Origin of the sequence: Bacillus sp. SG20033 (genome assembly GCF_044570195.1) — a bacterium.
Lineage (GTDB): Bacteria > Bacillota > Bacilli > Bacillales > Bacillaceae > Bacillus > Bacillus subtilis.
The window spans coordinates 836,442-862,527 of the sequence record NZ_CP172606.1; the positions used below are offsets into that span (position 1 = coordinate 836,442).

Annotated in this window: 24 protein-coding genes; 13 read left to right on the top strand and 11 right to left on the bottom strand. The window is 46.0% G+C overall.

Annotation, left to right across the window (positions count from 1 at the left end; genetic code table 11):
* Positions 1-16: 16 nt before the first annotated feature.
* Genes ACFVP7_RS04275 through ACFVP7_RS04285 form a run of 3 tightly spaced genes read right to left on the bottom strand, consistent with a single transcriptional unit; the run spans position 17 to position 2,909 of the window.
* On the bottom strand, positions 17-217 hold the full coding sequence (locus ACFVP7_RS04275; RefSeq protein WP_003233686.1) for a hypothetical protein: 201 nt from the start codon (positions 215-217) through the stop codon (positions 17-19).
* Between the two features lie 15 nt (positions 218-232).
* Entirely contained in the window at positions 233-1,387 is a 1,155-nt protein-coding gene (locus ACFVP7_RS04280; protein ID WP_338732778.1) for a Ger(x)C family spore germination protein, read from the bottom strand.
* A complete protein-coding gene (locus ACFVP7_RS04285) occupies positions 1,368-2,909 on the bottom strand; it encodes a spore germination protein (protein WP_163117689.1) in 1,542 nt (513 codons plus the stop codon). The genes ACFVP7_RS04280 and ACFVP7_RS04285 overlap by 20 nt, the downstream gene beginning before the upstream one ends.
* Before the next feature lie 188 nt (positions 2,910-3,097).
* Between ACFVP7_RS04285 and treP the strand changes: the two genes are divergently transcribed.
* The 4 genes from treP to ACFVP7_RS04305 all read left to right on the top strand — a co-directional run bounded on the left by treP (position 3,098) and on the right by ACFVP7_RS04305 (position 7,808).
* Positions 3,098-4,510: a PTS system trehalose-specific EIIBC component gene (treP, locus tag ACFVP7_RS04290; protein ID WP_124073292.1), complete on the top strand. Its 1,413-nt coding sequence runs from the start codon at positions 3,098-3,100 to the stop codon at positions 4,508-4,510.
* Between the two features lie 70 nt (positions 4,511-4,580).
* On the top strand, positions 4,581-6,266 hold the full coding sequence (gene treC / locus ACFVP7_RS04295) for an alpha,alpha-phosphotrehalase (protein WP_338732783.1): 1,686 nt from the start codon (positions 4,581-4,583) through the stop codon (positions 6,264-6,266).
* Positions 6,267-6,286: 20 nt separating this feature from the next.
* Positions 6,287-7,003 (top strand): trehalose operon repressor, encoded by a 717-nt coding sequence (gene treR / locus ACFVP7_RS04300; protein WP_003233679.1) that lies wholly within the window; start codon positions 6,287-6,289, stop codon positions 7,001-7,003.
* Positions 7,004-7,142: 139 nt separating this feature from the next.
* Positions 7,143-7,808, top strand: coding sequence for an NAD(P)H-dependent oxidoreductase (locus ACFVP7_RS04305; RefSeq protein WP_338732786.1), 666 nt, complete (start codon positions 7,143-7,145; stop codon positions 7,806-7,808).
* A gap of 37 nt (positions 7,809-7,845) precedes the next feature.
* Here ACFVP7_RS04305 and ACFVP7_RS04310 read toward each other — a convergent pair whose 3' ends face one another.
* Positions 7,846-12,234 (bottom strand): multifunctional 2',3'-cyclic-nucleotide 2'-phosphodiesterase/3'-nucleotidase/5'-nucleotidase, encoded by a 4,389-nt coding sequence (locus tag ACFVP7_RS04310; RefSeq protein ID WP_338732788.1) that lies wholly within the window; start codon positions 12,232-12,234, stop codon positions 7,846-7,848.
* A gap of 241 nt (positions 12,235-12,475) precedes the next feature.
* Here ACFVP7_RS04310 and yfkM point away from each other — a divergent pair, with 241 nt between their 5' ends.
* Positions 12,476-12,994 (top strand): general stress protein 18, encoded by a 519-nt coding sequence (yfkM, locus tag ACFVP7_RS04315; protein WP_396583015.1) that lies wholly within the window; start codon positions 12,476-12,478, stop codon positions 12,992-12,994.
* 37 nt (positions 12,995-13,031) lie between these two features.
* Here the strand turns inward: yfkM and ACFVP7_RS04320 are convergent, their stop codons facing one another.
* The gene (locus tag ACFVP7_RS04320; protein WP_396583016.1) at positions 13,032-14,234 is read right to left on the bottom strand and encodes an MFS transporter; all 1,203 of its coding nucleotides are present in this window, start codon (positions 14,232-14,234) and stop codon (positions 13,032-13,034) included.
* 92 nt (positions 14,235-14,326) lie between these two features.
* Positions 14,327-14,542, bottom strand: a complete 216-nt coding sequence (locus ACFVP7_RS04325; RefSeq protein ID WP_010330293.1) for a DUF1128 domain-containing protein — start codon at positions 14,540-14,542, stop codon at positions 14,327-14,329.
* 202 nt (positions 14,543-14,744) lie between these two features.
* On the opposite strand from ACFVP7_RS04325, the gene yfkJ reads away from it, so the two are divergent.
* From yfkJ to ACFVP7_RS04340, 3 genes are read left to right on the top strand one after another with little or no spacing between them, the layout of a single operon-like run.
* Positions 14,745-15,215 carry a protein-tyrosine-phosphatase gene (gene yfkJ / locus ACFVP7_RS04330; RefSeq protein WP_014479169.1) on the top strand — a complete coding sequence of 157 codons (471 nt, stop codon included), beginning with the start codon at positions 14,745-14,747 and terminating at the stop codon, positions 15,213-15,215.
* 17 nt (positions 15,216-15,232) lie between these two features.
* Positions 15,233-15,553, top strand: a complete 321-nt coding sequence (locus tag ACFVP7_RS04335; RefSeq protein WP_003233665.1) for a hypothetical protein — start codon at positions 15,233-15,235, stop codon at positions 15,551-15,553.
* A 23-nt stretch (positions 15,554-15,576) separates the two neighbouring features.
* Complete coding sequence (locus ACFVP7_RS04340) at positions 15,577-16,404, top strand: YihY family inner membrane protein (RefSeq protein WP_014479170.1); 828 nt, start codon at positions 15,577-15,579, stop codon at positions 16,402-16,404.
* Between the two features lie 198 nt (positions 16,405-16,602).
* Here the strand turns inward: ACFVP7_RS04340 and ACFVP7_RS04345 are convergent, their stop codons facing one another.
* Complete coding sequence (locus ACFVP7_RS04345) at positions 16,603-17,778, bottom strand: MFS transporter (RefSeq protein ID WP_396583017.1); 1,176 nt, start codon at positions 17,776-17,778, stop codon at positions 16,603-16,605.
* A 167-nt stretch (positions 17,779-17,945) separates the two neighbouring features.
* Between ACFVP7_RS04345 and cax the strand changes: the two genes are divergently transcribed.
* A complete protein-coding gene (gene cax / locus ACFVP7_RS04350) occupies positions 17,946-19,001 on the top strand; it encodes a calcium/proton exchanger (RefSeq protein ID WP_003242902.1) in 1,056 nt (351 codons plus the stop codon).
* Between the two features lie 70 nt (positions 19,002-19,071).
* The gene (locus ACFVP7_RS04355) at positions 19,072-19,866 is read left to right on the top strand and encodes a YfkD famly protein (protein WP_003233657.1); all 795 of its coding nucleotides are present in this window, start codon (positions 19,072-19,074) and stop codon (positions 19,864-19,866) included.
* A 38-nt stretch (positions 19,867-19,904) separates the two neighbouring features.
* On the opposite strand, the gene mscC is transcribed toward ACFVP7_RS04355, so the two are convergent.
* Both mscC and yfkAB read right to left on the bottom strand, forming a co-directional pair.
* The gene (gene mscC, locus ACFVP7_RS04360; protein WP_080467358.1) at positions 19,905-20,747 is read right to left on the bottom strand and encodes a mechanosensitive ion channel protein MscC; all 843 of its coding nucleotides are present in this window, start codon (positions 20,745-20,747) and stop codon (positions 19,905-19,907) included.
* Complete coding sequence (gene yfkAB, locus ACFVP7_RS04365; RefSeq protein ID WP_003233655.1) at positions 20,748-21,869, bottom strand: radical SAM/CxCxxxxC motif protein YfkAB; 1,122 nt, start codon at positions 21,867-21,869, stop codon at positions 20,748-20,750.
* Positions 21,870-22,013: 144 nt separating this feature from the next.
* Here yfkAB and ACFVP7_RS04370 point away from each other — a divergent pair, with 144 nt between their 5' ends.
* Complete coding sequence (locus ACFVP7_RS04370; protein WP_003223132.1) at positions 22,014-22,199, top strand: SE1561 family protein; 186 nt, start codon at positions 22,014-22,016, stop codon at positions 22,197-22,199.
* A 100-nt stretch (positions 22,200-22,299) separates the two neighbouring features.
* Positions 22,300-23,091 (top strand): delta-lactam-biosynthetic de-N-acetylase, encoded by a 792-nt coding sequence (gene pdaA, locus ACFVP7_RS04375; RefSeq protein WP_396583018.1) that lies wholly within the window; start codon positions 22,300-22,302, stop codon positions 23,089-23,091.
* A gap of 36 nt (positions 23,092-23,127) precedes the next feature.
* On the opposite strand, the gene ACFVP7_RS04380 is transcribed toward pdaA, so the two are convergent.
* Both ACFVP7_RS04380 and corA read right to left on the bottom strand, forming a co-directional pair.
* Entirely contained in the window at positions 23,128-23,988 is an 861-nt protein-coding gene (locus ACFVP7_RS04380; RefSeq protein WP_396583019.1) for an NAD(P)-dependent oxidoreductase, read from the bottom strand.
* 98 nt (positions 23,989-24,086) lie between these two features.
* Entirely contained in the window at positions 24,087-25,046 is a 960-nt protein-coding gene (corA, locus tag ACFVP7_RS04385; RefSeq protein WP_070548711.1) for a magnesium/cobalt transporter CorA, read from the bottom strand.
* A 117-nt stretch (positions 25,047-25,163) separates the two neighbouring features.
* Here corA and ACFVP7_RS04390 point away from each other — a divergent pair, with 117 nt between their 5' ends.
* Positions 25,164-26,027, top strand: a complete 864-nt coding sequence (locus ACFVP7_RS04390) for a DNA-3-methyladenine glycosylase (protein ID WP_003233646.1) — start codon at positions 25,164-25,166, stop codon at positions 26,025-26,027.
* The last annotated feature ends 59 nt before the right edge of the window (positions 26,028-26,086 follow it).

The window sequence follows — 26,086 nt, forward strand, 5'->3', positions numbered from 1 at the left end:
ATCCTTTCTGTCATGTTCAAAACGGAATATATTTAAACAGGTGCCCCAGCCGCGGAAGCAGGGGATTCACTCTCATATAAATCCATAGAAAAGCACTTCCTGCAATCAGCAGGCTGAAGGCCCATTTTGTTAGATTGTTAGCGGAACGAAAATTCTTCCATTCATATGCGTATATGGCAATGCACACAATCAATGTCTGTACGATATAGCTGATCATGCTGACGCACCTCCATTAATGGCTGATCGTTTTGTATAGGACACCGCCCTGCTCAATCGTCACAATTGGGACGACGTGAACCTCCATATCCTTATATACCTCTTCCCATTCCTTTTTCAGCAGATTCTTCGTGGTTGCCGTGCTTCTGATGGTCCTGTCTTGAAAGCCGGCCGGGTCCGCCTTTAGCTTTTGCAAACGATGAACGGTGCTGATCACGTCCTTCTTTATGGTTCTGTTTAATGCTTTTTGAATGATGTAATACTGGTCAGTTTCTCTCGTCTCATAGGTTGATTGGTTTTCCATAATAATTCCTTTGGCTCTGACCTCGATTGTCATTGACAACTTTCCGTTTTTTTCAGCGGCATGAAAGGATGCATTGGACTTTTGAAGCTGAATGGATGCTTGTCCCATTTGATTCGGCAGGTCTACTATGAATTCTGGCTGGCGGGCTTGATTCAGCAACATTAGGGCTGCTGTCATGTGTTCATCTTTGAAAATATCCATCAATCTGTCCTTTTTAAAGATCGCAAGCCCGTCAATTTTCAAATTAGATTTGCCTTTCCCTCCAGGTTTTGTTTTAGATGCAGAGATGACCGGTGCATACGGATCACTGCCTATTTCTACTAGATCAGACATGAATCTGCTTAAAAAAACGGGGCGGCTCGTTGCGATAATGGCCAGCTCCCGAATCATTTCCGCCGGAAACTGTTCAAGCTGAACATCGGTGTTTAAAATATCCCGCGCTTCTCCCCGGCTGACTAAAATGAGCGCCGTTAATCTGTTCTGCGGATTTCGCGTTAAAATATCAAAGACTGGGGCAACGCCGTCTCTCGCCATATCCTCTCCAATAATGACTGTACGTCTGTGGGACGTATTGATTGTCCGTGACAAGGAGGTTTGCAGCTTGTTGTTCGCTTCTCTGATCGTAGTGCCGGAAGCTGAATCAACATACCATGTTTTTGAACCGGCAGTTCCGCCGCCGCCCCCTGTTTGTCCGCCTAATTGACCGACCAAGGGAATCTGCATGGCCACTCGATACTGATCTTTTTTCTTATCAATGGCTGAGCTGACAACAAATGCAATGTCATTGATTTCTGTCCGGTCCCAGCACCCCGTTAGAAGGATACAAATGAGAAGCGGCAAAACACACTTATATATTGTTTTCTTCATCTTTTGGGTCCTCTCTTTTCGCTCCCTTCTGTCCGTTGCCGCGCGAATACGTGCCCGGCCTTCTGGTCATCGTCCACCAAGGCGCCCTGACAAAAATATCTTTTACTTCATCTCGTTTAAACGGAGAAATCCCGGATAAATAAGGAATGCCGAAAGATTGCAGCTTGCATAAATGAAGCACTAAGATAATCGTGCCGAGCATAATGCCGAATATCCCAAAAATACTTGCCAAAAACATAAGCGGGAAACGAAGCATCCTGATGGAGATAGCTAAGTTAAACCGCGGAATTGTAAATGACGCGATCCCTGTTAACGATACGATGATCACCATGGGGGCAGACACAATTCCCGCTTCAACAGCGGCTGTCCCAATGACTAGGGCCCCGAGAATACTGACGGTCTGGCCGATGGTTTTAGGCAGGCGCACTCCCGCCTCACGGAGAGCCTCAAAAGAAATTTCCATAATCAATGCTTCTATGATGGCGGGGAAAGGAATCGGTTCACGCGCGGAGGCCACACTGAACATTAAGTTTGTCGGCATTAAGTCCTGATGGTATGTAATAACGGCAACATAAATAGCCGGCAAATATAAAGCAACGAATAAAAACATATAGCGAAGCCAGCGGATTAAGTTAGACATCAAATAACGCTCATAGTAATCTTCACTGGCCTGCATAAGCTGCCAAAACGTAATCGGGCCTGTTAAGACAAAGGGCGTATTATCTGTGAAAATGGCAAATCGGCCTTCGAGAAGCTGGGCGGCGACGGTGTCCGGCCTTTCTGTGTATTGCAGCTGGGGGAATGGCGAGTACGTGTCGTCTTCGATAAATTCTTCAATATATCCGCTTTCTAAGACAGCATCAATCTTTATCTTTTTGATTCTTTTTTTTGCTTTGTCAATGACCTTTGGATCGGCAAGCCCGTCAATATAGGCCAAGACAACATCTGTTTTGGTTTTTGTGCCGATTTTAAATGAGATCATTTTAAGCTGAAACGTTTTGACGCGAAAGCGCACAAGAGCGGTATTGACCCTGAGGCTTTCTGTGAAGCCCTCTCTTGACCCTCTGATGGTCGATTCTGTTATCGGCTCTTCAATGCTTCTTCTTTGTCCGCCTTTTATATTTAAGATCAGGCCTTTTGAGTGCCCGTCGGCAAATAAAACCGCGTTCCCCTCAATGATGGATGCAGCCACTTTGCTCATACTCGTTTCTATTGCAACACTTGAAATTGATAGAGTATTTTGCAGCGCCTTTTCATGTTCATCTATTTGATCCGTCAAATGCATTAAGAAAGGGCGGAGGGCGTGATCCTGAATATGTTCAGATTTTACAATTCCTTCGATATAAACAATAAATCCGCACAGCCCGTTTCCAAAGTCAAATTGTCTAAATACGATGTCTGAGCAGCCTTCTGTTAATAAGGTCAGATTATCGAGGTTTTCCTTCAAATTGGGAGAGATCGGTCTGTCCTGATTGTCTTCAAGCTCTTTGATGAGCTGAAGCGCTTTGTCGCGTTTATTCATAGAGACTCACCCTGCTTTTTAATGTCACAATAAGTGCTTGTGACTTTTAGGGTAACCTTGTCTGTTTCATATATTCCAGACTAGGATGAAAGCGCTATAAAAAAGTGTTGACTACCTGTATATACAGGAATACAATATGATTATAAGTTGTATATACAAGTTATAAAAACGGATACGGAGGGGTTGGCATGGGGGAACTGAACAAATCGGCACGTCAGATTGTCGAAGCAGTCGGCGGTGCTGAAAATATTGCAGCGGCAACTCATTGTGTTACACGTTTGCGTTTTGCTTTAATAGATGAAAGCAAGGTTGACCAAGAGATGCTTGATCAAATTGATGCGGTAAAGGGATCATTCTCGACAAACGGACAGTTTCAGGTCGTAATCGGCCAGGGAACTGTCAACAAAGTATATGCTGAACTGGTCAAGGAAACGGGAATTGGCGAGTCAACAAAGGATGAAGTGAAAAAGGCCTCAGAAAAAAATATGAATCCTTTGCAGCGTGCTGTGAAAACGCTTGCAGATATTTTTATTCCAATATTGCCTGCGATTGTCACGGCGGGTCTTTTAATGGGGATCAATAACATTTTAACGGCGGAAGGCATTTTCTTCAGCACAAAATCGATTGTGCAGGTTTATCCGCAGTGGGCGGATCTTGCTAATATGATTAACCTGATTGCAGGCACGGCCTTTACGTTTTTGCCTGCGTTAATCGGATGGTCTGCCGTCAAGCGGTTCGGCGGCAATCCGCTTCTCGGCATTGTGCTCGGAGTTATGCTCGTGCATCCTGATTTGCTGAATGCGTGGGGATATGGCGCGGCAGAACAAAGTGGAGAGATCCCGGTATGGAATCTATTCGGCCTAGAGGTGCAGAAAGTTGGCTATCAGGGCCAGGTGCTCCCAATTTTGCTTGCTTCTTATATGCTGGCGAAGATTGAGGTATTTTTAACAAAACGCACACCTGAGGGCATACAGCTGCTCGTTGTCGCACCAATTACGCTTCTCTTAACAGGATTTGCCTCTTTTGTCATTATCGGCCCGATTACATTTGCGATCGGTAATGTACTGACTTCAGGGCTTATCTCGGTGTTTGGTTCTTTTGCCGCACTGGGCGGTCTGTTATATGGCGGTTTCTACTCAGCGCTCGTGATTACCGGTATGCATCACACGTTTCTTGCAGTCGACCTGCAGCTCATCGGTTCAAAGCTCGGCGGCACCTTTTTATGGCCGATGCTGGCGCTTTCTAATATCGCACAAGGTTCGGCAGCTCTGGCCATGATGTTTATCGTGAAGGATGAGAAACAAAAAGGCCTCTCCCTCACATCAGGGATTTCTGCTTATCTTGGCATTACAGAGCCTGCCATCTTTGGGGTGAATCTGCGATACAGATTCCCGTTTATCATTGCAATGGTCAGCTCTGGCCTGGCCGGAATGTATATTTCTTCTCAAGGTGTGCTGGCAAGCTCCGTCGGTGTCGGCGGCGTGCCGGGGATTTTCTCAATCATGAGCCAGTACTGGGGCGCGTTTGCAATCGGGATGGCTATTGTATTGATCGTGCCGTTTGCCGGAACATACGCGTATGCGAGATTCAAACATAAATAACAAATGGGGAGCGGGACGTGTTGAACGTTCCCTTTTCCCGTTTTCAATTTAAATATGGTGGTGGAAACAGATGAAAACAGAACAAACGCCATGGTGGAAAAAAGCTGTGGTTTATCAAATTTATCCGAAAAGCTTTAACGATACGACAGGAAACGGTGTCGGCGATCTGAACGGCATTATTGAAAAGCTTGATTACTTAAAAACACTTCAGGTGGATGTGCTTTGGCTGACGCCGATTTATGATTCTCCGCAACATGATAATGGGTACGATATTCGTGATTATTACTCGATTTATCCTGAATACGGAACGATGGAGGATTTTGAGCGGCTAGTGTCCGAAGCACATAAAAGAGACCTGAAAGTCGTCATGGATCTTGTTGTCAATCATACGTCAACAGAGCACAAATGGTTTCGCGAGGCGATCTCTTCAATAGACAGCCCGTACCGTGATTTTTATATATGGAAAGACCCGCAGGAAAACGGTTCTGTTCCGACAAACTGGGAATCGAAATTCGGCGGCTCGGCATGGGAGCTTGACGAAGCATCAGGCCAATACTATTTGCATCTGTTTGATGTGACGCAGGCTGATTTGAATTGGGAAAATGAAGAGGTCAGAAAGCATGTCTATGACATGATGCATTTTTGGTTTGAAAAGGGAATAGACGGCTTTAGGCTTGATGTCATCAACCTGATTTCTAAAGATCAGCGCTTTCCGAATGCGGAGGAAGGCGACGGCCGCTCTTTTTACACTGATGGGCCGCGGGTGCACGAATTTCTGCATGAAATGAACGAAAAGGTGTTTTCGCATTACGACAGCATGACGGTCGGTGAGATGTCTTCAACAACCGTAGACCACTGTATCCGGTATACGAATCCTGACAATAAAGAACTTGATATGACATTCAGCTTCCATCATCTCAAGGTTGACTATCCTAACGGCAAAAAATGGGCCTTGGCGCCGTTTGACTTTTTGAAGCTGAAGGAGATCCTATCCGACTGGCAAACGGGGATGCACGCAGGAGGGGGATGGAACGCTCTGTTCTGGTGCAATCATGATCAGCCGCGCGTTGTATCAAGATATGGAAATGATGGCGCATATAGGGTGAAATCGGCGAAAATGCTTGCTACGGCCATTCATATGATGCAGGGCACGCCTTATATTTATCAGGGCGAGGAGCTGGGGATGACGAATCCGAAGTTTACTGACATAAGCTCCTATCGGGATGTCGAATCGCTGAACATGTATCACGCCTTTAAGGAAAAAGGAATGGCTGATCAAGATATTACAGCCATTTTACAGGCGAAATCCCGTGACAATTCCAGAACCCCCGTTCAGTGGGATGCTACGGAAAATGGTGGTTTTACAACGGGCACACCATGGATACCGGTTGCAGGAAATTACCGGGAAATCAATGCTGAAGCGGCGCTGAGAGATCAGAATTCGGTGTTTTACCATTATCAAAAATTGATTCAGATTCGCAAAATGTATGACATTGTGACAGAGGGTACGTATGAGATAATTGCAAAGGATGACCCGAACATTTTTGCGTATCTCAGACACGGCAGCAATGAAAAGCTGCTCGTGATCAATAATTTTTACGGGACAGAGGCGGCCTTTACACTGCCGGACTCTTTAGCGCCTGACGAATGGAAGGCAGAGGTGCTGTTGACGAACGATGAAGCAAGGGAAGGGCTTCAGAACATGACGCTTCGCCCGTATGAGTCCATTGTTTATCGTTTAACGAAACCGTGTTAAACTAAGCTGGGTGGTCCATAATGAAGGTGAATAAATTCATCACAATTTATAAAGACATCGCACAGCAAATTGAAGGCGGCCGATGGAAAGCGGAGGAGATTCTTCCGTCTGAACATGAGTTGACCGCACAGTACGGTACATCAAGAGAAACGGTCCGAAAGGCGCTTCATATGCTCGCGCAAAACGGTTATATCCAGAAAATCAGGGGAAAAGGCTCCGTCGTGCTCAATCGTGAAAAAATGCAGTTTCCCGTTTCGGGCCTTGTCAGCTTCAAGGAGCTCGCGCAAACGCTTGGCAAAGAAACGAAAACAACTGTACACAAATTCGGGCTGGAGCCTCCGTCAGAGCTGATCCAAAAACAGCTCCGGGCCAATCTGGATGACGACATCTGGGAAGTCATCAGGTCTAGAAAGATTGACGGGGAACATGTGATTTTGGACAAGGATTACTTTTTCAGAAAGCATGTCCCTCACCTGACGAAAGAAATTTGTGAAAACTCCATATATGAATATATAGAAGGAGAGCTCGGTCTTTCGATCAGTTACGCCCAAAAAGAAATTGTCGCCGAGCCGTGTACGGACGAGGACAGAGAGCTGCTCGATTTACGCGGCTATGACCATATGGTCGTGGTGAGAAACTACGTCTTTTTGGAGGATACCAGTTTGTTTCAATATACGGAAAGCAGACACCGTCTCGACAAATTCCGATTTGTTGATTTTGCGCGGCGGGGGAAATGAGAGAGGCGCCTGCCTGCGGCAGCGCGCTTTTTTGTTTGGTATCAAAATTGATACTATCCAACAAAAATGTGCGTACTTTTACTTTTTATCATAATGGCTACAATAGAGATGAGAGTAACCTAAAGGAGAGGTGTTTTACATGGCAGATCTAAAGAAACAAATTCTGGATGCATACAATTTCAGGCATGCGACTAAGGAATTTGACCCGAATAAAAAAGTGTCAGACAGCGATTTTGAATTTATTTTAGAAACAGGAAGACTGTCTCCGAGCTCACTCGGCCTTGAGCCTTGGAAATTTGTCGTCGTCCAAAATCCGGAATTCCGCGAGAAGCTTCGTGAATACACATGGGGCGCGCAAAAGCAGCTGCCGACCGCAAGCCATTTCGTCCTGATTCTTGCGCGTACAGTGAAGGATATCAAATATAATGCGGACTACATCAAACGTCATTTAAAAGAAGTAAAACAAATGCCGCAAGACGTGTACGAAGGCTATTTAAGCAAAACAGAAGAATTCCAGAAAAACGATTTGCATTTGCTTGAAAGTGACAGAACATTGTTTGACTGGGCATCAAAACAAACCTATATCGCGCTTGGCAACATGATGACTGCCGCTGCGCAAATCGGTGTTGATTCCTGCCCGATAGAAGGCTTCCAGTACGATCACATTCACCGTATTCTTGAAGAAGAAGGCCTTCTGGAAAACGGAAGCTTCGATATTTCTGTGATGGTGGCATTTGGCTACCGAGTGAGAGACCCTCGTCCGAAAACAAGATCTGCTGTTGAAGATGTTGTGAAGTGGGTTTAAATAAAGAAAGCTGCTCGCTTAGCGAGCAGCTCTTTTTTTATGCCTGATTCGCTCTATTCTGTTTTCTCCTCTGATGTAGGTACATTGCCGTTCCGAGTGCGCTGATCAGAAATCCGGCCAACAGGATCGAGTACATGGATGTGGCTGTGTCCGGAAGCAGGCCGCCAGCCGGACCGTCTGTTCCTGATCCGCCCGAACCGTTTCCTCCAGAGCCGTTAGTCGGTTGAGTGCCGGGAGGCGTATCATTTCCTCCGTTTCCGTCAGTTGGCTGTTTTCCGCCTGGTTTGTCGGAGCCGCCGCCATGATTGCCGTCATCACCGCCTGTCGGTTGATCTGACGGGAATGCAGGCGGTTTGTTGTTCTCTCCGGAATTTAAGATCGTGTATTCGCTGAAGTGGTTTGTATATCCTGTCACCATATCATCGTCAACTGATCCGTGATCTGTCTTTATGAAAGCTTTCTTTTTCCTGTCGACATGATAAATGGCAGGGTTATGGGCTTCTTCAATATCAAACATGCGAAGCGAAAGCTGAACGGGCTCCTTGAATGATTTTATTTCTTTTCCTTTTTGCTTCACTGTAAAGTCATATACATCTGCCAGTGACACATCCAATTCTCCCGTCGACTTGATTCCGATTGCAGTGTCTGCGGTTTTAAGGTTCGCCATTGGCATCTTCATGCTGTACCAGTAGTTGAACACCGTCAATGAAGGATCTGACTCTCTTTCTTTCAAAAGTTTGACCTGATCTTTTTTTACTTTGAGATTGATAGGCTTCTCTTGTGATCCTTCATGTGTTCCGTAATAGACAAACGGCGTGTTGGCATTTTTAGCGTAAATCGCAAATTTGTCTTCATCAAGTGTCCAGCTGCCGTCCTCCTGCTTTGTCGGCAGGAATACTTCTTTGATCCGTCCTTCAAGCTTAGGAGAGACCTTGTTTCCTAGTTTTTTCAGCTGTTCGGTGAAAATCTCATAATCAACGTAGCCAAGGTCTTCACCATGGGAGGCTTCTGTAAAGACAGAATATCCGTCTCCTCCGGCACCGACAAAATTATTTGTTGCCACGCGGTAGGTATCATCCGTATTTATAGCAACTTTGTCTCCGTTAGGCGATTCAATTTTCACTTCTAACACACGGTGTCCAGGTTCGTTGTTTAATGTAAAGGTATATTCGATTCCGGCCACCTGAGGGAAAGCGCCGCCGCCATTTTCCACATTGCTTAGGCCTTGTTCAAGGGCTTCTTTAATTTGTTTTCCGGTTAAATCGGCCACGTAAAGCGTATTGCCGAACGGCATCACGTTGAGCACCTCGCCGAGTGTGATATCACCTTTGTCAATGCCGGCTCTGATGCCGCCGCCATTTGTTATCGCTATTCTGGCGCCGGCTGCTTCTTTCGCTTTTGCCAGCATACCGTCCGCGATGAAGTTTCCGAGATTCGTTTCTTTCGTGCGCACATGCTCACGCTGGCCGTCAAGCGCCACATCCGTATAGCCGACTTTTTCATTTTTTACGTCTTCTAATTCACTTTTGAACTGATCAAGCTCTTGTTTTGCTTCTGCGTTTTCTTCTGTATGCTCATCAATTGGCAGCACGCTCAGATTTGATTTGTCTGTTTGCACAACGCCATTTTCATCAAACGCGACATCAACGCGCCCCAAGAATTGGCCGTATTCTTTTGCCTGCGCCACGATCGTCGGTTCTTCGTTGTTCACGACCTCCATTTTGTCAACGAGGGTGTGAGTGTGTCCGCCGATGATCAAGTCAATGCCTTTTACTTTTTTGGCTAGCTCAAGATCACGGTTATGACCGATATGGGTTAAAGCAATAATTTTATTTACCTTTTCTTCTTCCTGAATCGCTTTGACGGTGTTTTGTGCTGTTTCAAAGGCATCATTGAATACGATGCTTTTGCCCGGGCTTGATGTGGTGGCTGTATCTTCTGTTGTCAGGCCGAATACGGCGACTTTCTCCCCGTCAACGTCTAACAGAATGTAAGGATGGATGCCGGCCTCTTTCTTTTCACCTGCGGTAAAGGTTTGCGGCTTTTTGACAAATGATTTCAGTTTGGGCTCATTTGACACATCTACGTTTGCGCTGACAATCGGAAATGCCGGCGCTTCAAAGTGATAGCGGTTCGCCGGATCAACGGTTGCGCTGTTTCCGCTTAGAAAATCAGAAAGCACTGTCGGGCCTTTATCAAATTCATGGTTCCCGAAGGTCATGGCGTCATAGCCCATCATGTTCATCATTTTCAGATCGGCCAAACCGTTCCATTTAGTAAAATACAGATCGCCGGAAAACACATCTCCCGCATCAAGGAGAATGTTGTGATTTGTTTCGCTGCGTACTTCGTTGATTTTCGTCATTCGTCTCGCTGCATCATCGAGATGTGCGTGCGTATCATTGGTGTGCATGACGGTCAGATCCCACAGTCCGTCTGTAGGAGGATCTGGATTTGAATCATCATCGAATTGCAGCTTATACACACCATAGCCTTCATTCGCAGACTTGCCTACATAAGCGACGTCGTCTGCTTTATCGGCAAATGGCTTGGCCAAAAGCGAGGATTCAAACGTCAGATTCGTGCCGGAAACAGGCGCGATTGACCAGTTGTTGTCTGCCTTTGGATTGACTGTTTTTTGTTCAATAATGTAATCCATCAGCACCTGCCTATTTTCAACTGCAGAGCCGTGGACAATTTTATCGCTTGTCAGATGAGGGAACCCGCCGCCTCCGGACGCACGATAGTTATTGGTGACTACGAGAAATTCCTGGCTTGGGCTGATCGGCTTGCCTTCATAGGAAAGGTTGATGATCCGGGATGAATCCGCATTGATCACTTTTCCGTTCTCATTGTATTTAGCCGGTTTTGTCACATCGACCTGATATGTGACACCGTCAATCACGTCAAAATTATAGGAGCGGAAATTCTCGTTCAGCAAGGCCTGATCGCCGCCTTTGGCTGGATCAATTTGGTTGAATTGGCCTGCTGACATCTCCAGCCAGTCCTTCACTTCGCTGCCTGTCAGCTTGACGATTTGAACAGTATTATCGTAAAGGTACAAGTCACCGACATTTTTAATCGCAAGATCTCCGGCTGGAATGTTTGTATAGTAATTGGCTCCGTTTCTGCCGCCTGCTTTAAACGGCGCCCCCGCAGACAAAATTGGAAGGTCCTTGTACTCAGTATCCTTCATTTCTTTTTCGGCATACCATTTTTGCGCGTCAGTCACGATCTGAATGGAAGGATCATCTTTGACCTGTGCAAAGAAGCTGTTAATATCTGCTTCGGTTTTGCCGACTGGCTTTCGGACATACTCCAGTGTGTTTTGGTGTGTTTGCTGAATGGTGTTTGTAACGGTCTCGTTTCTTGATGTGACGTTGCCAGCAATAGATTCAATACTTCCTTTGGAATCTGCTACCTTCCATGAGCCGTCCGCCTTTTCAAGCTTGAGGTCAATCACGCCTAAATATTTGCCCCAGCTGCTTGGCATGACGACAGGAATGCCGTTAATCGTTCCCTTTTCCACATCGAATTTCGCAGCACCTGCATACTCGGCGGAAGGAAAGAGCCCGTGCTGATGGCCCGAGATAATCGCGTCAATGCCTTTCGTTTTAGTGGCAAGGTCAAACACGGCGTTTTCTGCGCCTGATGATTGTGACTGCTTTTCAATGCCGGTGTGGGCGAGGGCAATAATGACATCTGCGCCTTCCGCCTTCATTTTCGGGATCGTTTCATTGGCGGATTCTACGATATCCTGCACCTGAACCTGCCCCTCAAGATTCTTTTTGTCCCATGTCATGATTTGCGGCGGGACAAAGCCTATGTAGCCGACTTTTACTTTCTGCTCATTGCCGTTTTCGTCAGTGACCGTTTTCTCTTTTATCACATACGGCGTATAACGGTTTTCGCCGCTAGTTGTTTTGACGTTGGCATTTACAATCGGGAAATCGGCTCCTTTGATTGTGCCGTCGAGAAAGTCGAGCCCGTAGTTGAATTCATGATTGCCAAGCGTTCCGGCGTCGTATTTCAGCGCATTCATGACGCTGATAATCGGATGGGTTTTCGCGCCGGAGATAATGTCGTCTTTTTGATATTTCACCGCATATTCACCCAGCGGATTCCCTTGAATCAAGTCGCCGTTATCCACAAGAAGGGTGTTAGGGTTTTGCTCGCGGTGCTTTTGGATCAATTGCGCTGTTCTCGCCAGACCGAAATCCGCCGTTTCTTTGTCGCTGTAGTAATCGTAATCCATCATGTTGGCATGAATATCAGTCGTAGCCAAAATACTCAGATGCACCTGAGGAGCCGCGCTTTCTTCTGCATGAATGGGTGGTGTTGGGAGGATTAGGCTAAGTATCATAATTGGGGGCAAAAGAATACGGAGAATGTTTTCGACGTGTGTTCGTCTTTTCTGTATTCTCACCAGTTCTCCACCTTTCAACGAAATTTGTGTTACAGCTCCTATTGTAAGAATATTTTGTAACTATTTGTAGGTGTTTCTTTATGATTATTGTAAAAGGGAGAAAAATGAGTACTATGTAGCAGTATCAAACGACAAATACTGGGTATTTATGCTTATCGTTTATCACAATCGCGGAATGTTTATTTTAGTGTGGCTGGGGTAGAGTGTTTTATGTAGACATATAAAGCGGGAGGTTATGAACATGGGGAAAAAAATTGCAGTTGTTTTAACAGATTATTTTGAGGACAGCGAGTACACTGAGCCTGCGAAAGCTTTTAAAGAAGCGGGACATGAACTGACTGTCATCGAAAATGAAAAAGGAAAAACAGTAAAAGGCAAGCAGGGAAAAGCGGAAGTGACGGTTGACGCGTCCATTGACGACGTAAATCCTTCAGACTTTGATGCGCTTTTGATTCCTGGAGGATTTTCACCAGACCAGCTTCGCGCTGACGATCGTTTCGTCCAATTTACAAAAGCGTTTATGACTGACAAAAAGCCGGTATTCGCCATTTGCCACGGCCCGCAGCTTTTAATCAATGCGAAAGCGCTCGAAGGCCGAAAAGCGACGGGCTATACGTCCATTCGTGTTGACATGGAGAACGCCGGTGCCGACGTTGTGGACAAGGAAGTGGTTGTTTGCCAAGATCAATTGGTCACTAGCCGCACACCGGACGATATACCGGCATTTAACCGCGAGTCATTGGCATTGCTTGAGAAATAAAGAAAAAACGGACGCCCGCGGGCGTCCGTTTTTTTGATCATAACGTGACATCAGCTTGAACAGCCGTCAGTTTCTTGTACCTGTAATACAAGAAAGCAGCTGCAGCCGTTCCGATGACCGCAATGCCGAAGTCGAATATGAAAATATGGGCGATGCCCCCCGCTTTTGCGATAAGGCCTGTTGCAATCGGCAGCAAAATCGATGCAAGGCTTGAAGCGGTCGCTACAATTCCGGTAACGGTTCCTTTTCGCTTCCAGAAAAGCTCAGTCATTAACGTAATGGTAATTTGAAACACACCCGCAGTTGAAAAGCCTAAGAAAAAGGCAGTGATGTCCAGCACAACTGGGATATGAACGGTCAGCATAACTGCGAGCGTACATAAAGTAATAAGAGGATATAAGAGCGTTATGAAGACAGGTTTGACCCATCTGTTCAGCAAAACGGCTAATAATAAAACAGATGCCAGAGATCCTATACTATAATAGCTCAGCAATTGAACGGATGCTGATTCAGCTAACCCGGCTGCCTTTTGCGCGTAGCTCGGGAGCCAGATTTGAGAAACCGTAAATAAAGCCGTGGATGTAAAACCGATGATAATCAGTGCGGTGCCTTCTTTCTGAAAAACGGGTTCAGACAAGAAAACGGAAGATTCCTGTTGGCCGCTATTCGTTGGTTTCTTATGTTTTTTAGGAAACGAAAGCGTTGATAAATAAATAATATTCAGGAGATAGACCGCTGCCGGCAGATAAAAAGCAAATCCGTAAAACATGCTGTGGTCTGCTAAAAATGTGATCAAAAGCGGCAAAAGTGCGGCCCCGACAGACATAAAGGCTTTGACCAAGACATTCGCCGAACCGGAAGCAGACGGAAAGAGCTCGGTTAGGGCCGGATATGTTCCGGCATCCATCGCTGAATTTGCGACTCCGGCTAATAAGGCGAACACAAACGCCAGCTCATAGCTCGGTGATAAAGGAATACCGACTAAAAAGACGGCCATAATTCCCGCAGAAGCGACAACAAGCGGCTTTCTGCCGATTTTATCTGATAGAACGCCGGAAATGCCGTATGTCAGCAGTTTGCCAAACCCGATAGCGGCAATGACATAACTGATGCCGGTCGGATCGGTATTCCACTGTTTTGTTAATGAAGACATATTGGATGCGAGAATGATGTTGACCATCCCCAGAAAGAAGTAGTTGATATACATTCCGGATGCTGTTTTGATAGATGTCGTTTGCATGCTTGTACTCCTTCAAATCTTATTCGAACACTTTACTGTTTTGGTTTGAGGAAATGATAAAAAAGACTCGCCGAGTTTCCGGCCAGTCTCCATTATTTACGAAGCGAGGCTAATTCTTGAGCAATCGCCTGCATTTCACTTGGGCTGAATGATTCTTTTTTCATCACCATGCTGTGAAGGTACGTGAGGTCTTCAATCTTCTCATCACTGAAATCCTCCGCTTTGATTACGCCGACGTTCAGCATGTTCAGCTTTTGGGAAATCTCTTCAATCATTTGAGTTAATGTTTCTGTATTTGGGCTGGACAAATGGTTCCATCCTTTCTATGCGCAATATAGGTATGTTTTATTCTAACAGAATTCCTTCAGAAAAAAACCCTATTCTAAAAGCAGGCTGTTTATTCCAAAAAAGTGAAGACATCAGTTGAAAAGAAAATGAACATCCTACTAAGATATTCATGAAGGTTTCTTTTTAGAGAAATAGGGGCAAAGAATAGGGAGGTTGCACAACATGATAAGCGTGTTATTTGTTTGTTTAGGAAACATTTGCCGGTCTCCGATGGCGGAAGCGATTTTTCGGGACCTGGCAGCCAAAAAAGGATTAGAGGGGAAAATCAAGGCGGACTCAGCGGGAATCGGCGGCTGGCACATTGGCAATCCGCCGCATGAGGGAACGCAGGAGATATTGCGCAGAGAAGGAATCAGCTTTGATGGCATGCTGGCGCGTCAAGTCAGCGAACAGGATCTGGACGATTTTGATTACATCATTGCAATGGATGCAGAAAATATCGGAAGTCTCAGAAGCATGGCGGGATTTAAAAACACCTCACATATCAAAAGGCTTTTGGACTATGTTGAAGATTCAGATCTTGCCGACGTTCCCGATCCTTACTACACAGGGAATTTTGAAGAAGTCTGCCAATTAATCAAATCGGGCTGTGAGCATCTGCTTGCGTCGATTCAAAAAGAAAAACAATTGTGAGTGAAAGGAGAATTTGCATGAACAACGAACGTTTAATGCTGAAAGGGATATTTCTCGGAGCTGCGGCAGGCGCGGCGTTATCACTGCTCCATAAGCCGACAAGACAGGCGTGCGGCATGAGATGGCTGACATGCAAGCATAAACTTTCACTGTACAAAAGCAATCCGGAGCTGTTAAAAAACACTGTCATCACAAAAGTGGATGAGGCCAAAAAGCTCGCCCAAACGCTTTCAAAGGAAGTCGACTTTGTGAACCAGCAGGTGAAAGAGCTGAAGAAAACAACGCCGCAAGTGATGGAACTCGTGCAAGAAACGAAAGAGCATTTTTCAAAAAAATGATCAAGCATGCGAGGTGAGACGACATGAGTTTTTTGAAAGAGCTTTTCAGCAGATACACCCTTCATGAAGGACAAAGTAAATCAGCGGAGCTGGCGTATTTTTTCCTATTGTCACTGTTTCCGTTTTTGATTTTTATGCTGACGCTCACCGCGTATCTTCCGCTTTCTACCGATGATGTTTTAGGAGTCATAGAACAATATGCTCCCGCCAGTGCGATGTCTCTCGTTGAATCCATTACCCATCAAACCTTAAATAATCGAAATGGCGGTTTGCTGTCATTCGGGATTATTGCCGCATTATGGTCTGCGTCTAATGGAATGAACGCGATCGTCCGGTCGCTAAACCACGCGTATGATGTGGAAGAAAACCGCTCTTTTATCATTGTTCGTCTAACCTCGATTTTTTTGACGATTGCCATGGTATTTACGATTTTAGTGGCTTTGCTTCTGCCGGTATTTGGCCGGGAGATTGGAAGGCTCGCTTCTGACTTTGTCGGCGCGTCGGATCTGTTTTTATCCGTCTGGGCCGCCATTCGCTGGGGTGTCAGCCCGCTTGTGCTTTTGATTGTTTTTTCCGCGCTGTATGTGATTGCGCCGAACAAAAAGCTGTCTCTCCGGTTTGTCATGCCGGGTGCGGTCTTTGCGACCATCGGCTGGATCGTTGTCAGCACATTGTTTTCATTTTACGTCAGCACGTTTGCGAACTATAGCGCCACTTACGGGAGCATCGGGGGAATCATCGTTCTGATGATTTGGTTTTACTTGAGCGGCATTTTAATTATCCTAGGCGGAGAAATCAACGCTCTTTTACATAAACGTAAAAAGCTTCCTGATGAAAATCCCTACCATTAGCGCACCCTATAAACGAACTTCGGTTCAAAAAGAAGTCGGGGGGATATCGTGATGACCAAGCATACGAAAAAAGGCGGAAGCCATAACAAACAAAATTCGAAAAGCAAATCGAGCCATAAAACAAGCGGAAGCGCCAACGGACAAAACGGCTACCATTAGCATAAAAGCCTCCTGACATGATGTCGGGAGGCTTTTTGATTAAGAAGATGAAGAATAGGTTTCAGCCGGTGACCAGCTTTTCGGTTTGCCCAGCACAAGGGCCAGCCACACAGCGCTAAGCGTGAGAGTAATGAAGTAGAACAAGTTTGCGCTTTCAAATGTCTGCATATACCAGCCGCCGGCAACCGGGCCGAGGATGCTGCCGAGACTGAATGTAATGCCGCAAAGCAGGTTTCCCGCCGGCAGGAGGTGGGGCGGAAGAAGATCTGTCATATAGCTGATGCCAAGTGTAAAGGTTGATCCGACTGCCATTCCTGCAATAAAAAAGCAGCCGCCGATCACGTAAGGCCAAGGAAATACACCGGCGATGAAAAAGCAAAGAGCCCCAGTCAGTAAAATCACCAGCAGCACATTCCGCCTGCCGTATCTATCGCTGAGGATGCCGAGCGGAAACTGAAAGATAATGCTTCCAATCGCAAATGCGGGAAGGATGATCGCTACTGCGTCTACTGATATCCCCAAACGGAGCGCGTACACCGGAAAGCTTCCGTTCAGCGCCGTTTCCAGAAAGCCATAGCCAAATGTAGGCATAAAGGCAACCCACCCAAACAGCATGGCCTGATAAAATCGCCTGAAACTATTGTCTGATTTGGTTTCATGAGGACTGGTTTCCGGGTATGCATTTTGTAGAAAGAAAACAAAAAGCCACGCAAACAGACTGATGCAGCCGGACACGATAAAAGGAAGCGACGGACTCAGCTTGACAAGCGGCACCATGAACGGGCCTGCGGCAAAGCCAAGGCCAAAGGAAAGCCCATAAATAGACAGGTTTCTTCCGCGATTTTGTTTTGATGACATGGAGGTCACCCACGTTTGCGTAGAAAAGTGAAGCATGTGGTCGCCGATTCCAATGAACAGGCGAAGCAGGAACCAGACCCAAACTGACTGAAGCCAAATAAATCCGAATAAGCTTAAAATGACAATGCTTCCGCCCATGACGATCAGCGGCTTGAATCCGAGCTTTCTGAGCGGCGCTTCCATAAACGGCGAAGCCAAAAGCACACCGATATACAGCCCGGTCGCGTGCAGGCCGTTGATAGCAGCGGATTCTCCATTTGTTTCAAAAATGATTGAAATGACAGGCAGCAGCATGCCTTGTGAAAACCCGGAAATGGAAACGAGCAAGACAAGGATAAAGAAATGAAATCGAGACATCGTGTCAGTTCTCCTTATGTGGAATCTATGTTGATCGTACAATGTTTTCCAAAAGCAGGCAACCTGAAAAAAGCCTATATCACGCTAAACATTTGCCCTCGTGTAATCATGAAGGTTTTTGTGAAGAATAAAAATAAAACAAGTCATAAAAAAGGAGCTATTTCACCATGAATCGTATCTTTTTTATTTTAGTGGCGGCCGGTGTTCCGCTTTCTGTGATTGGCAGTTTGATGCATTGGCCTTCCGCGGTTCTATTTGCCGTTTATTGCGTGACGATTATCGCGCTTGCAAGCTATATGGGGAGGGCGACAGAATCACTGTCCATCATTGCAGGGCCGCGTATCGGCGGTTTGTTGAATGCAACCTTCGGGAATGCTGTGGAGCTGATTATTTCTCTTTTTGCATTAAAAGAAGGCCTGACAGGAATCGTGCTTGCCTCTTTAACCGGTTCAGTGCTGGGGAACCTGTTGCTGGTAGCGGGCCTATCATTTTTTGTCGGCGGTTTAAAATATAAGCGGCAGGAATTTAATATCCATGATGCCCGCCATAACTCCGGGCTTCTGATTTTTGCCATCATTGTCGCCTTTGTGATTCCGGAGGTATTCTCTGTTGGTATGGGAAACGCCAGCAAGCTCAATTTAAGCATCGGCATCAGCATCATTATGATTCTGTTGTATGTGGCGGCGCTGTACTTTAAACTTGTCACGCATCGGGGCGTTTATCAGCCGAATAATGCCGCTCAGACTGAAGAAGAGGAAGAGCCGGAATGGTCAGGGAAGGTTGCGACGATTGTCTTGTTTGCGGCAACGATTGTGGTTGCATACATATCCGAAAACCTGGTCCATACCTTTCACTCGGTGGCTGAACAGTTCGGGTGGAGCGAGCTGTTTATCGGGGTCATCATCGTGGCGATTGTAGGAAATGCGGCGGAGCACGCGTCAGCGATTATTATGGCCTTCAAAAATAAAATGGACATTGCGGTTGAAATTGCAGTCGGCTCTACGCTGCAGATCGCTATGTTTGTCGCACCGGTTCTCGTCATCTGTTCTATCTTTTTTCCGACAAGCATGCCGCTTGTATTTACATTGCCGGAGCTCGTCGCGATGGTATCAGCGGTTCTCTTGATGATCGCGATTTCGAATGACGGGGATTCCAACTGGTTTGAAGGGGCGACACTGCTTGCTGCATATGTCATTATGGCGATCGGCTTTTTCCTTCTTTAACCTGAAAAAATGATGGATAACAACAAAGCGGGATGAAAAGACTAAGGGAAAATGCCATAGAAAGAGTGATATGATGAAAAAGCTATTTCATTCCACACTTATCGTGTTGTTATTCTTTAGTTTTTTCGGCGTTCAGCCCATCCACGCGAAAAAGCAGTTTAAGGTTCCTAATTCTGTCGCAAGCATTTCAAAGGAAAACACGTATCCGAATGCTTCACAGGATCAGCCAATGCTTCAGCCGAGCAAGCTGGCAAAGGAATTGCTCGATCATTCTGAGGTGAAGATTGAAAATCCGCATCTCATCAAAATGCTGAATGAATCCAACATATCCGGCACACCGCTTGCAGTAGGGTACCGGGCGACAATATTTCTCGGGAAATGGGCGCTCGGCTATGAATCAAATGAAACAGTCGCAAACTGGGAATATAAAAAAATCAATACAAACCGTGCGGATAACCGCGGCGGGAAAGAAACGGCTGAAATGCATTATGCCCAGGAACAGCAGTACAGAGTGAAGGGCGGCCTGACAGCTAAAGTTCCAAATGCTGAAGATGTCAAAAGCATGATGATGCAAAAAGCAATGAAGAAAACGAACCTTCCGCTTGCATTTGAGACGGTCATTGGGGCTGGCACAAAACGGGATCAGATTTATAAAGTCGCTCCTAAAAAAATCGGTTATCTACATGCATATGCACCGGCTGTGAATGAAAAAGGAAAAGTGACTTACGGAGAAGTGTACTTAGTGCTGAAAGGAAATAAACGAAAACTCGTCGTGAAAAATGTCACGTCACAGGGAATCGGCGCGTGGATTCCGGTTCAAGATCATGTCACGTTTGGCTTTCAGCTTTCCTCACTGCCAAGATAAATAAAAAACTGATTCCAACTCGGAATCAGTTTTTTTGTTTATTGGGTTCTCTCGATTCGGACCGCTTCCTCAAGCATTTGCACATTGTTTTGGTAGAGCTGGCGAACGAGAACCCGTCTTACTGCAAGGCTGGCACTGAAATAATCATCATCTTTCACCATGCCTTTAACCGTAAATTCGACGCCGCGATTGATTTTATTCAATGCGGTGATGCCGTGGATTTGAAACGGTTCTGTCGGATTGCCGAATTCATCCCGCTTCAATGAATCACGAAGCTCTTCATTCAGCATGTCACATGCCTTTTCCAACACGCTGTACACGCGGTCCGGATCTTCTTTAAAGCTGATAAGAAAGGATTCGGTAATCCGCATAAAATCAATATTATAGTTCTCTATTTGTCTGACCTCGCCGTTGCTGATGGTGAGCAGCTTCCCGCTCCATTCCCGGATTTGCAGCGAGCGGAGGCCGATTTCCTCCACTGTCCCGTTGAACAAGTTATTGACGGTGACATAATCGCCTTTGTGCAGCTGGCGTTCATATATTAAGAACACACCAGCCAGCACATCTTTGATCAGCGATTGGGCGCCAAAACCGATCACGATACCTGCTACGCCCGCCCCGGCCAATATCTTGCCGAAATCATGCACAAATAAAGAAATAACGTAAAATATAAAACCAATTGTCGCCGTATACTGGGTGACAGAACGGACAAGGCTTTCAATCGTTTTTTCCTTTTTTTCTTCAATAAAGTCCGTCCGTTTAAAAAATAGCTGTACCAGCCGGTTGATGATAAAGACACCGATCCAAAGGATAACCGCAACGAGGAGAATATCGACGATTTTATTTTGAAAAATCTCCGTAAGTGTTTCTTTCATCCGCATCTAACTCCTGGCTTGACGTTTTGTGAAGTCTGTATCCTGATAATAACTGTTTTTGACAAGAACATTCGGTCCGAGGCACCGGACATTCGGGCAGTGGCAACTCAGTTCTTTCGCAAGCTTGGTCTCTCTCCACTTTTCATAGGCGGAAGGGAGGCTGTCCGTCTGAATGTTGCCAAGCGGCGGGGTATCACCGAAATCGGTCACGATAATGTTTCCGTCGAAAATGTTCACATTCAGGCGGGATCGGCCGTCAGGGTCATTTCGCACTGTGACGTTTTTCGCCGCGCGAAGCCGGCGAAGCAGCTTTTGGTCGTCTTCGTCCGGACTGCAGGCATAAAACGGCAGCGTTCCGAACAGCATCCACGTATTTTCATCACGAATATCCAGCAAGCGGTGAATGGCCTGTCTCATCTCTTTCAGGCTGAGGGATTCAAGAGCGCTTGCGAAATCGCTTGGATACATTGGGTGGACCTCGTGACGCTGACATTTCATATCTTCTGTGATTTGGCGGTGAATATGCTCAATATGCGGAAGTGTTCGTTTGTTCAGCATCGTTTCCGCAGATACCATTACTCCGGCATCCACGAGCGTGCGGCTGTTTTCGATCATTTTTTCAAAATAGCGCGCGCGCTGTTCGAAGGTTGGTTTTCTGTCCATCATGGCAAAGCCGATTTCAGCAAAATCTTCAACTGTACCCCAGTTATGAGAAATATGTAGCACATCGAGATACGGAATGATCCATTCGTACCGCTCGATGTCGAGGGTGAGATTTGAATTAATTTGTGTCCGCACACCCCGTTCATGGGCATATTTCAATAAAGGAACAACATATTCTTTTACTGATTTCAACGAAAGCATCGGCTCTCCGCCTGTGATGCTGATGGATCTGAGGCGCGGGATTTCCTCCAGCCGTTTTAACAGAAGATCTATTGGCAGAGCATTCGGGTCTTTAGGCTGCAATGTATAGCCTACAGCACAATGCTCGCATCTCATATTGCACAGTGTCGTCGTTGTGAATTCAACGTTTGTCAGCTGCATGTCTCCGTATTGGTCAACATCCATATAGGCTTCCCAAGGATCAAACTCAGGCGTAATCGGACGCAGCTTCGTGTTTTGTGTCATGACTATCTAACTCCTTTATAAATGGGCATACTAACGCTGCCAACAGTTAATTTTAGACCTGATTTGCCAAGATCGCAAGTAGCGCGGCGATTGAAAAACGGCAAAAAATGAGCTACCATAATAAAAAATGAATGGAGGAACAGAATGGGGAACGCCGTAAACAATAAAGATCAGCAGATTGATTATTTAAAGAACAGACTTGACATGTTTATGAACGTCATCGATTCATTAGACCCTGAAGCAACCGACGTTGAAGATATAGACAGGCTCATCAGCATGCTTGATGACCTGGAAGCCAAATACGAACGTTTTAAAAAAGATTGGGAATAAAACCGCGCGCCCGCCGCGGTTTTTTTATTGGCATAAAGCAACAGTATAAAACAAAGTCTCTATCTGTAAAATAAGAAAAAATGCAGAAGGAGCGCTGGCCATGAAGTGGATGTGTTCAATATGCTGCGCCGCCGTATTGCTTGCCGGAGGTGCAGCACAGGCGGAAGCGGTGCCGAATGAGCCGATTAATTGGGGCTTTAAACGAAGTGTCAATCATCAGCCGCCAGATGCCGGGAAGCAGCTGAACAGTTTAATTAAAAAATATGACGCGTTTTATTTAGGGAATACAAAGGAAAAAACGATTTACTTAACGTTTGATAACGGATATGAAAATGGCTATACGCCAAAAGTGCTTGATGTCTTAAAAAAACATCGAGTAACAGGAACGTTTTTTGTCACCGGGCATTTCGTAAAGGACCAGCCTCAGCTGATCAAACGTATGTCAGATGAGGGCCATATTATCGGCAACCATTCCTTTCACCATCCGGATTTAACGACAAAAACAGCTGATCAGATTCAGGATGAACTTGATTCAGTCAACGAAGAGGTTTATAAAATTACGGGAAAGCAGGACAATCTGTACTTGCGTCCGCCGCGCGGCGTGTTCAGTGAGTACGTACTGAAAGAAACGAAACGCCTCGGCTATCAAACCGTTTTCTGGTCGGTCGCTTTTGTTGATTGGAAAATCAACAATCAAAAGGGAAAGAAATATGCCTACGATCATATGATCAAGCAGGCGCACCCGGGAGCCATTTACCTGCTTCACACCGTATCGAGGGACAATGCAGAAGCGCTGGATGACGCGATTACAGATCTGAAAAAACAGGGCTACACATTTAAAAGCATTGATGATCTGATGTTTGAGAAAGAAATGAGGCTGCCGTCTTTGTAAAGAGAAAAACCTCTCCTTAAACGGAGAGGTTTTTCTTTATTTTATACATTTAATCAGTGCGGCCCAGTCCAGATCCCCGAAGCCTTTCTCAATCCCGCTTTCAAAATGGCTCTTGGCCAGCTCGGCAAGAGGAAGATTTGCAGAAACCCGTTTTGCGGCGGCGAGTGCCAGGTTGGTATCCTTCAGCCCTAAAGACATTTTGAAGCCGGCCGGCTCAAATGTCTGCTCGGCCATAATGGTTCCGTAATTTTGATAGACTGGAGAACCAAAGAGCGCGCTGGCGATTTCTAAAAATTGTTTTTGTTCTAAGCCGTATTTCTCCATCATTAAAAAGGATTCAGATAACGCCTCCAGCATGGACACGAGCAAGAAATTGATGCTGATTTTGGCTGCATTTGCCGTCTTGCTTTCTTCGCCGACGTCAAATACCTGCTGGCTCAGGCTGTCGAGCAGAGGCTTGGCAGCTTGCTTTGCTTCCGCCGGTCCGGCTGTTATGATACGGAGCGCGGCTTTGGCTGCGGCATCCGGTCTGCCAAGAACAGGAGCGGCGAGAAAAAATTGTCCTTTCTCTGCATGAGCTGCTGCGAGCTTTTCTGAGAACTCAACACTGATTGTGCTCATCGAGATGTGAATGCCGTTCTCTGCTAATCCTTCAAGCAGCCCGTCTTCTCCGAATGTCACGGTGCTGACAGAATCATCATCTGCAAGCATTGTGATGACAATATCAGCGGACTTTGCCGCCAGCCGCGGCGTATCAGCTGCCTGTGCGCCTTCTGTGACAAGGTCTTCTGTCTTTTGTTTCGTCCGGTTATAGACAGTCAATTCGTAGCCTGCTTGAAGAACATTTCGGGCAATGGGCTGTCCCATATTGCCGAGTCCGATGACAGCAATTTTCAATCTGATCACTCCCTGAATATTTTTTCCATTATAAACAATATGAACAGAATATGCATAGCGATCGGCTTACAACAAAAAAGAACAGCTGCTCGCTGTCCTCATTTAAAAATATTGAACCATCCTTTATGTACAAACCAAATCAGCATTCCAATGACAAGCGCAGCCATCAGGCCAAGTACAGCGAAATATCCGTATTTCCAATGCAGCTCCGGCATAAAGTCGAAGTTCATACCGTATACACCGGCAATAAAGGTGAGCGGGATGAAAATGGTTGATACGATCGTCAGTGTCATCATAATCGCATTCATCCGGTTTGAGTTTAGCGTCACGTAGCTGTCACGCAAGTCGGACGTCATGTCACGGTTGGATTCCACAATTTCAGACAACTTTAACAAATGATCATATATGTCGCTGAAATAGGCTTTCGTTTCCCGCTGCTCTTTCACATGGTCAAGGCTTAAAATCCGATAGAGCAAATCACGCATCGGGATAATCGTCCGTCTCAAATGCAACAGGTCTGTTCTGAGCTCAAACACCTCGTTCATCAGCGTTCCATACGTTTTGTGGGGCCGGCTTTCTTCAATTTCATTCAGCCGGTCTTCAATTTTATATACGAGAGGAAAATATTCATCAACAAGCTGATCCATGATCATATAAGAAATATGCCCGGGCCCTTTTTTCAATATGTCCGGTGAAGCATACAAACGCTCCCGGACTTTAGCGATACCTGGCGTTTCGTGTAAATGAAAGGTGACGACAAATTTTTCGCCTTGAAAGATATCGACTTCCTCCGTCTCAAGTGTTTCCTTATTCAGCGCATGAATCACGTAAAAACGATAGCCGTCATAATGGTCAAGCTTCGGCCGCTGCATATGCTGGAAGCAATCTTCAATGGCAAGCGGGTGAAAATGAAAAAAATCTCTCAATAACGCCGTTTCCGTATCCTCCGGGCCGTAAAAATCAACCCAGTACCATGCAATATCAGGCTGTTCCACTCGTTCGATCGGTATATTTTTCAGCAGCTGATGCTCTGTTGTGATTGCGGTAATGTTGATCATAAACAACCCTCCACCTGCCATTATATCATGCGGTCTTTATGAGAAAAGTATACGGTACTCTCTGCCTAATTCAAGCGGCATGTTATACTGAACAAAAACGGAAAAAGGGTGGATCTCATGTGGAAGGAAAAAGTATCTGTCACGCCTCCGTATCATTTTGACCGCGTGCTGGACAGGCTGTCTTTAGACCCCCTCAATGCTGTTGATCGAGAGGCGAGGGAAGTCCGTGTGCCAATCAGAAATCAAGCGGGGGACGTATGTATTGTAAAGGTACAGGCGTTAGGCCATGCGGGTGAGCCTGAGTTTCTCGTCAGCGGGGAAACGGATCAGGGAGAAATGATGAAGGAAATCAAGCGGATTTTTCAATGGGAAAATCATTTGCAGCACGTTCTGGATCATTTTTCAAAAACGAGCCTGTCCGCCATTTTTGAAGAGCATGCCGGGACCCCGCTTGTTCTGGACTACAGCGTGTACAACTGCATGATGAAATGCATTATCCACCAGCAGCTCAATCTTTCCTTCGCTTACACGCTAACAGAACGGTTTGTTCATGCGTTTGGCGAGCAGAAGGATGGCGTGTGGTGCTACCCAAAGCCGGAAACGATTGCAGAACTCGATTATCAGGATCTGCGTGATCTGCAATTCAGCATGAGAAAAGCGGAATACACCATTGATACATCAAGGATGATCGCAGAAGGCACACTCAGCTTGTCAGAGCTGCCGCATATGGCGGATGAAGACATTATGAAGAAACTGATCAAAATCAGGGGGATCGGCCCGTGGACTGTGCAAAACGTCCTCATGTTCGGACTTGGCCGTCCCAATTTATTCCCGCTTGCCGATATCGGCCTCCAGAATGCCATCAAACGCCACTTTCAGCTGGACGATAAGCCGGCAAAGGATGTCATGCTGGCGATGAGCAAGGAGTGGGAGCCTTATTTAAGCTATGCGTCTTTGTATTTGTGGAGGAGTATAGAATAATTCGTCTGACAATGAAGGAAATCCTGCAAACGTGTTATACTAGAAAGATGTGAAAAAAC

Coding starts and splice junctions, on each gene's coding strand:
- ACFVP7_RS04275 (WP_003233686.1), bottom strand. CDS start 217: ATGATCAGCTATATCGTACAGACATTGATTGTGTGCATTGCCATATAC.
- ACFVP7_RS04280 (WP_338732778.1), bottom strand. CDS start 1,387: ATGAAGAAAACAATATATAAGTGTGTTTTGCCGCTTCTCATTTGTATC.
- ACFVP7_RS04285 (WP_163117689.1), bottom strand. CDS start 2,909: ATGAATAAACGCGACAAAGCGCTTCAGCTCATCAAAGAGCTTGAAGAC.
- treP (WP_124073292.1), top strand. CDS start 3,098: ATGGGGGAACTGAACAAATCGGCACGTCAGATTGTCGAAGCAGTCGGC.
- treC (WP_338732783.1), top strand. CDS start 4,581: ATGAAAACAGAACAAACGCCATGGTGGAAAAAAGCTGTGGTTTATCAA.
- treR (WP_003233679.1), top strand. CDS start 6,287: ATGAAGGTGAATAAATTCATCACAATTTATAAAGACATCGCACAGCAA.
- ACFVP7_RS04305 (WP_338732786.1), top strand. CDS start 7,143: ATGGCAGATCTAAAGAAACAAATTCTGGATGCATACAATTTCAGGCAT.
- yfkM (WP_396583015.1), top strand. CDS start 12,476: ATGGGGAAAAAAATTGCAGTTGTTTTAACAGATTATTTTGAGGACAGC.
- ACFVP7_RS04320 (WP_396583016.1), bottom strand. CDS start 14,234: ATGCAAACGACATCTATCAAAACAGCATCCGGAATGTATATCAACTAC.
- yfkJ (WP_014479169.1), top strand. CDS start 14,745: ATGATAAGCGTGTTATTTGTTTGTTTAGGAAACATTTGCCGGTCTCCG.
- ACFVP7_RS04335 (WP_003233665.1), top strand. CDS start 15,233: ATGAACAACGAACGTTTAATGCTGAAAGGGATATTTCTCGGAGCTGCG.
- ACFVP7_RS04340 (WP_014479170.1), top strand. CDS start 15,577: ATGAGTTTTTTGAAAGAGCTTTTCAGCAGATACACCCTTCATGAAGGA.
- ACFVP7_RS04345 (WP_396583017.1), bottom strand. CDS start 17,778: ATGTCTCGATTTCATTTCTTTATCCTTGTCTTGCTCGTTTCCATTTCC.
- cax (WP_003242902.1), top strand. CDS start 17,946: ATGAATCGTATCTTTTTTATTTTAGTGGCGGCCGGTGTTCCGCTTTCT.
- ACFVP7_RS04355 (WP_003233657.1), top strand. CDS start 19,072: ATGATGAAAAAGCTATTTCATTCCACACTTATCGTGTTGTTATTCTTT.
- mscC (WP_080467358.1), bottom strand. CDS start 20,747: ATGCGGATGAAAGAAACACTTACGGAGATTTTTCAAAATAAAATCGTC.
- yfkAB (WP_003233655.1), bottom strand. CDS start 21,869: ATGACACAAAACACGAAGCTGCGTCCGATTACGCCTGAGTTTGATCCT.
- ACFVP7_RS04370 (WP_003223132.1), top strand. CDS start 22,014: ATGGGGAACGCCGTAAACAATAAAGATCAGCAGATTGATTATTTAAAG.
- pdaA (WP_396583018.1), top strand. CDS start 22,300: ATGAAGTGGATGTGTTCAATATGCTGCGCCGCCGTATTGCTTGCCGGA.
- corA (WP_070548711.1), bottom strand. CDS start 25,046: ATGATCAACATTACCGCAATCACAACAGAGCATCAGCTGCTGAAAAAT.
- ACFVP7_RS04390 (WP_003233646.1), top strand. CDS start 25,164: ATGTGGAAGGAAAAAGTATCTGTCACGCCTCCGTATCATTTTGACCGC.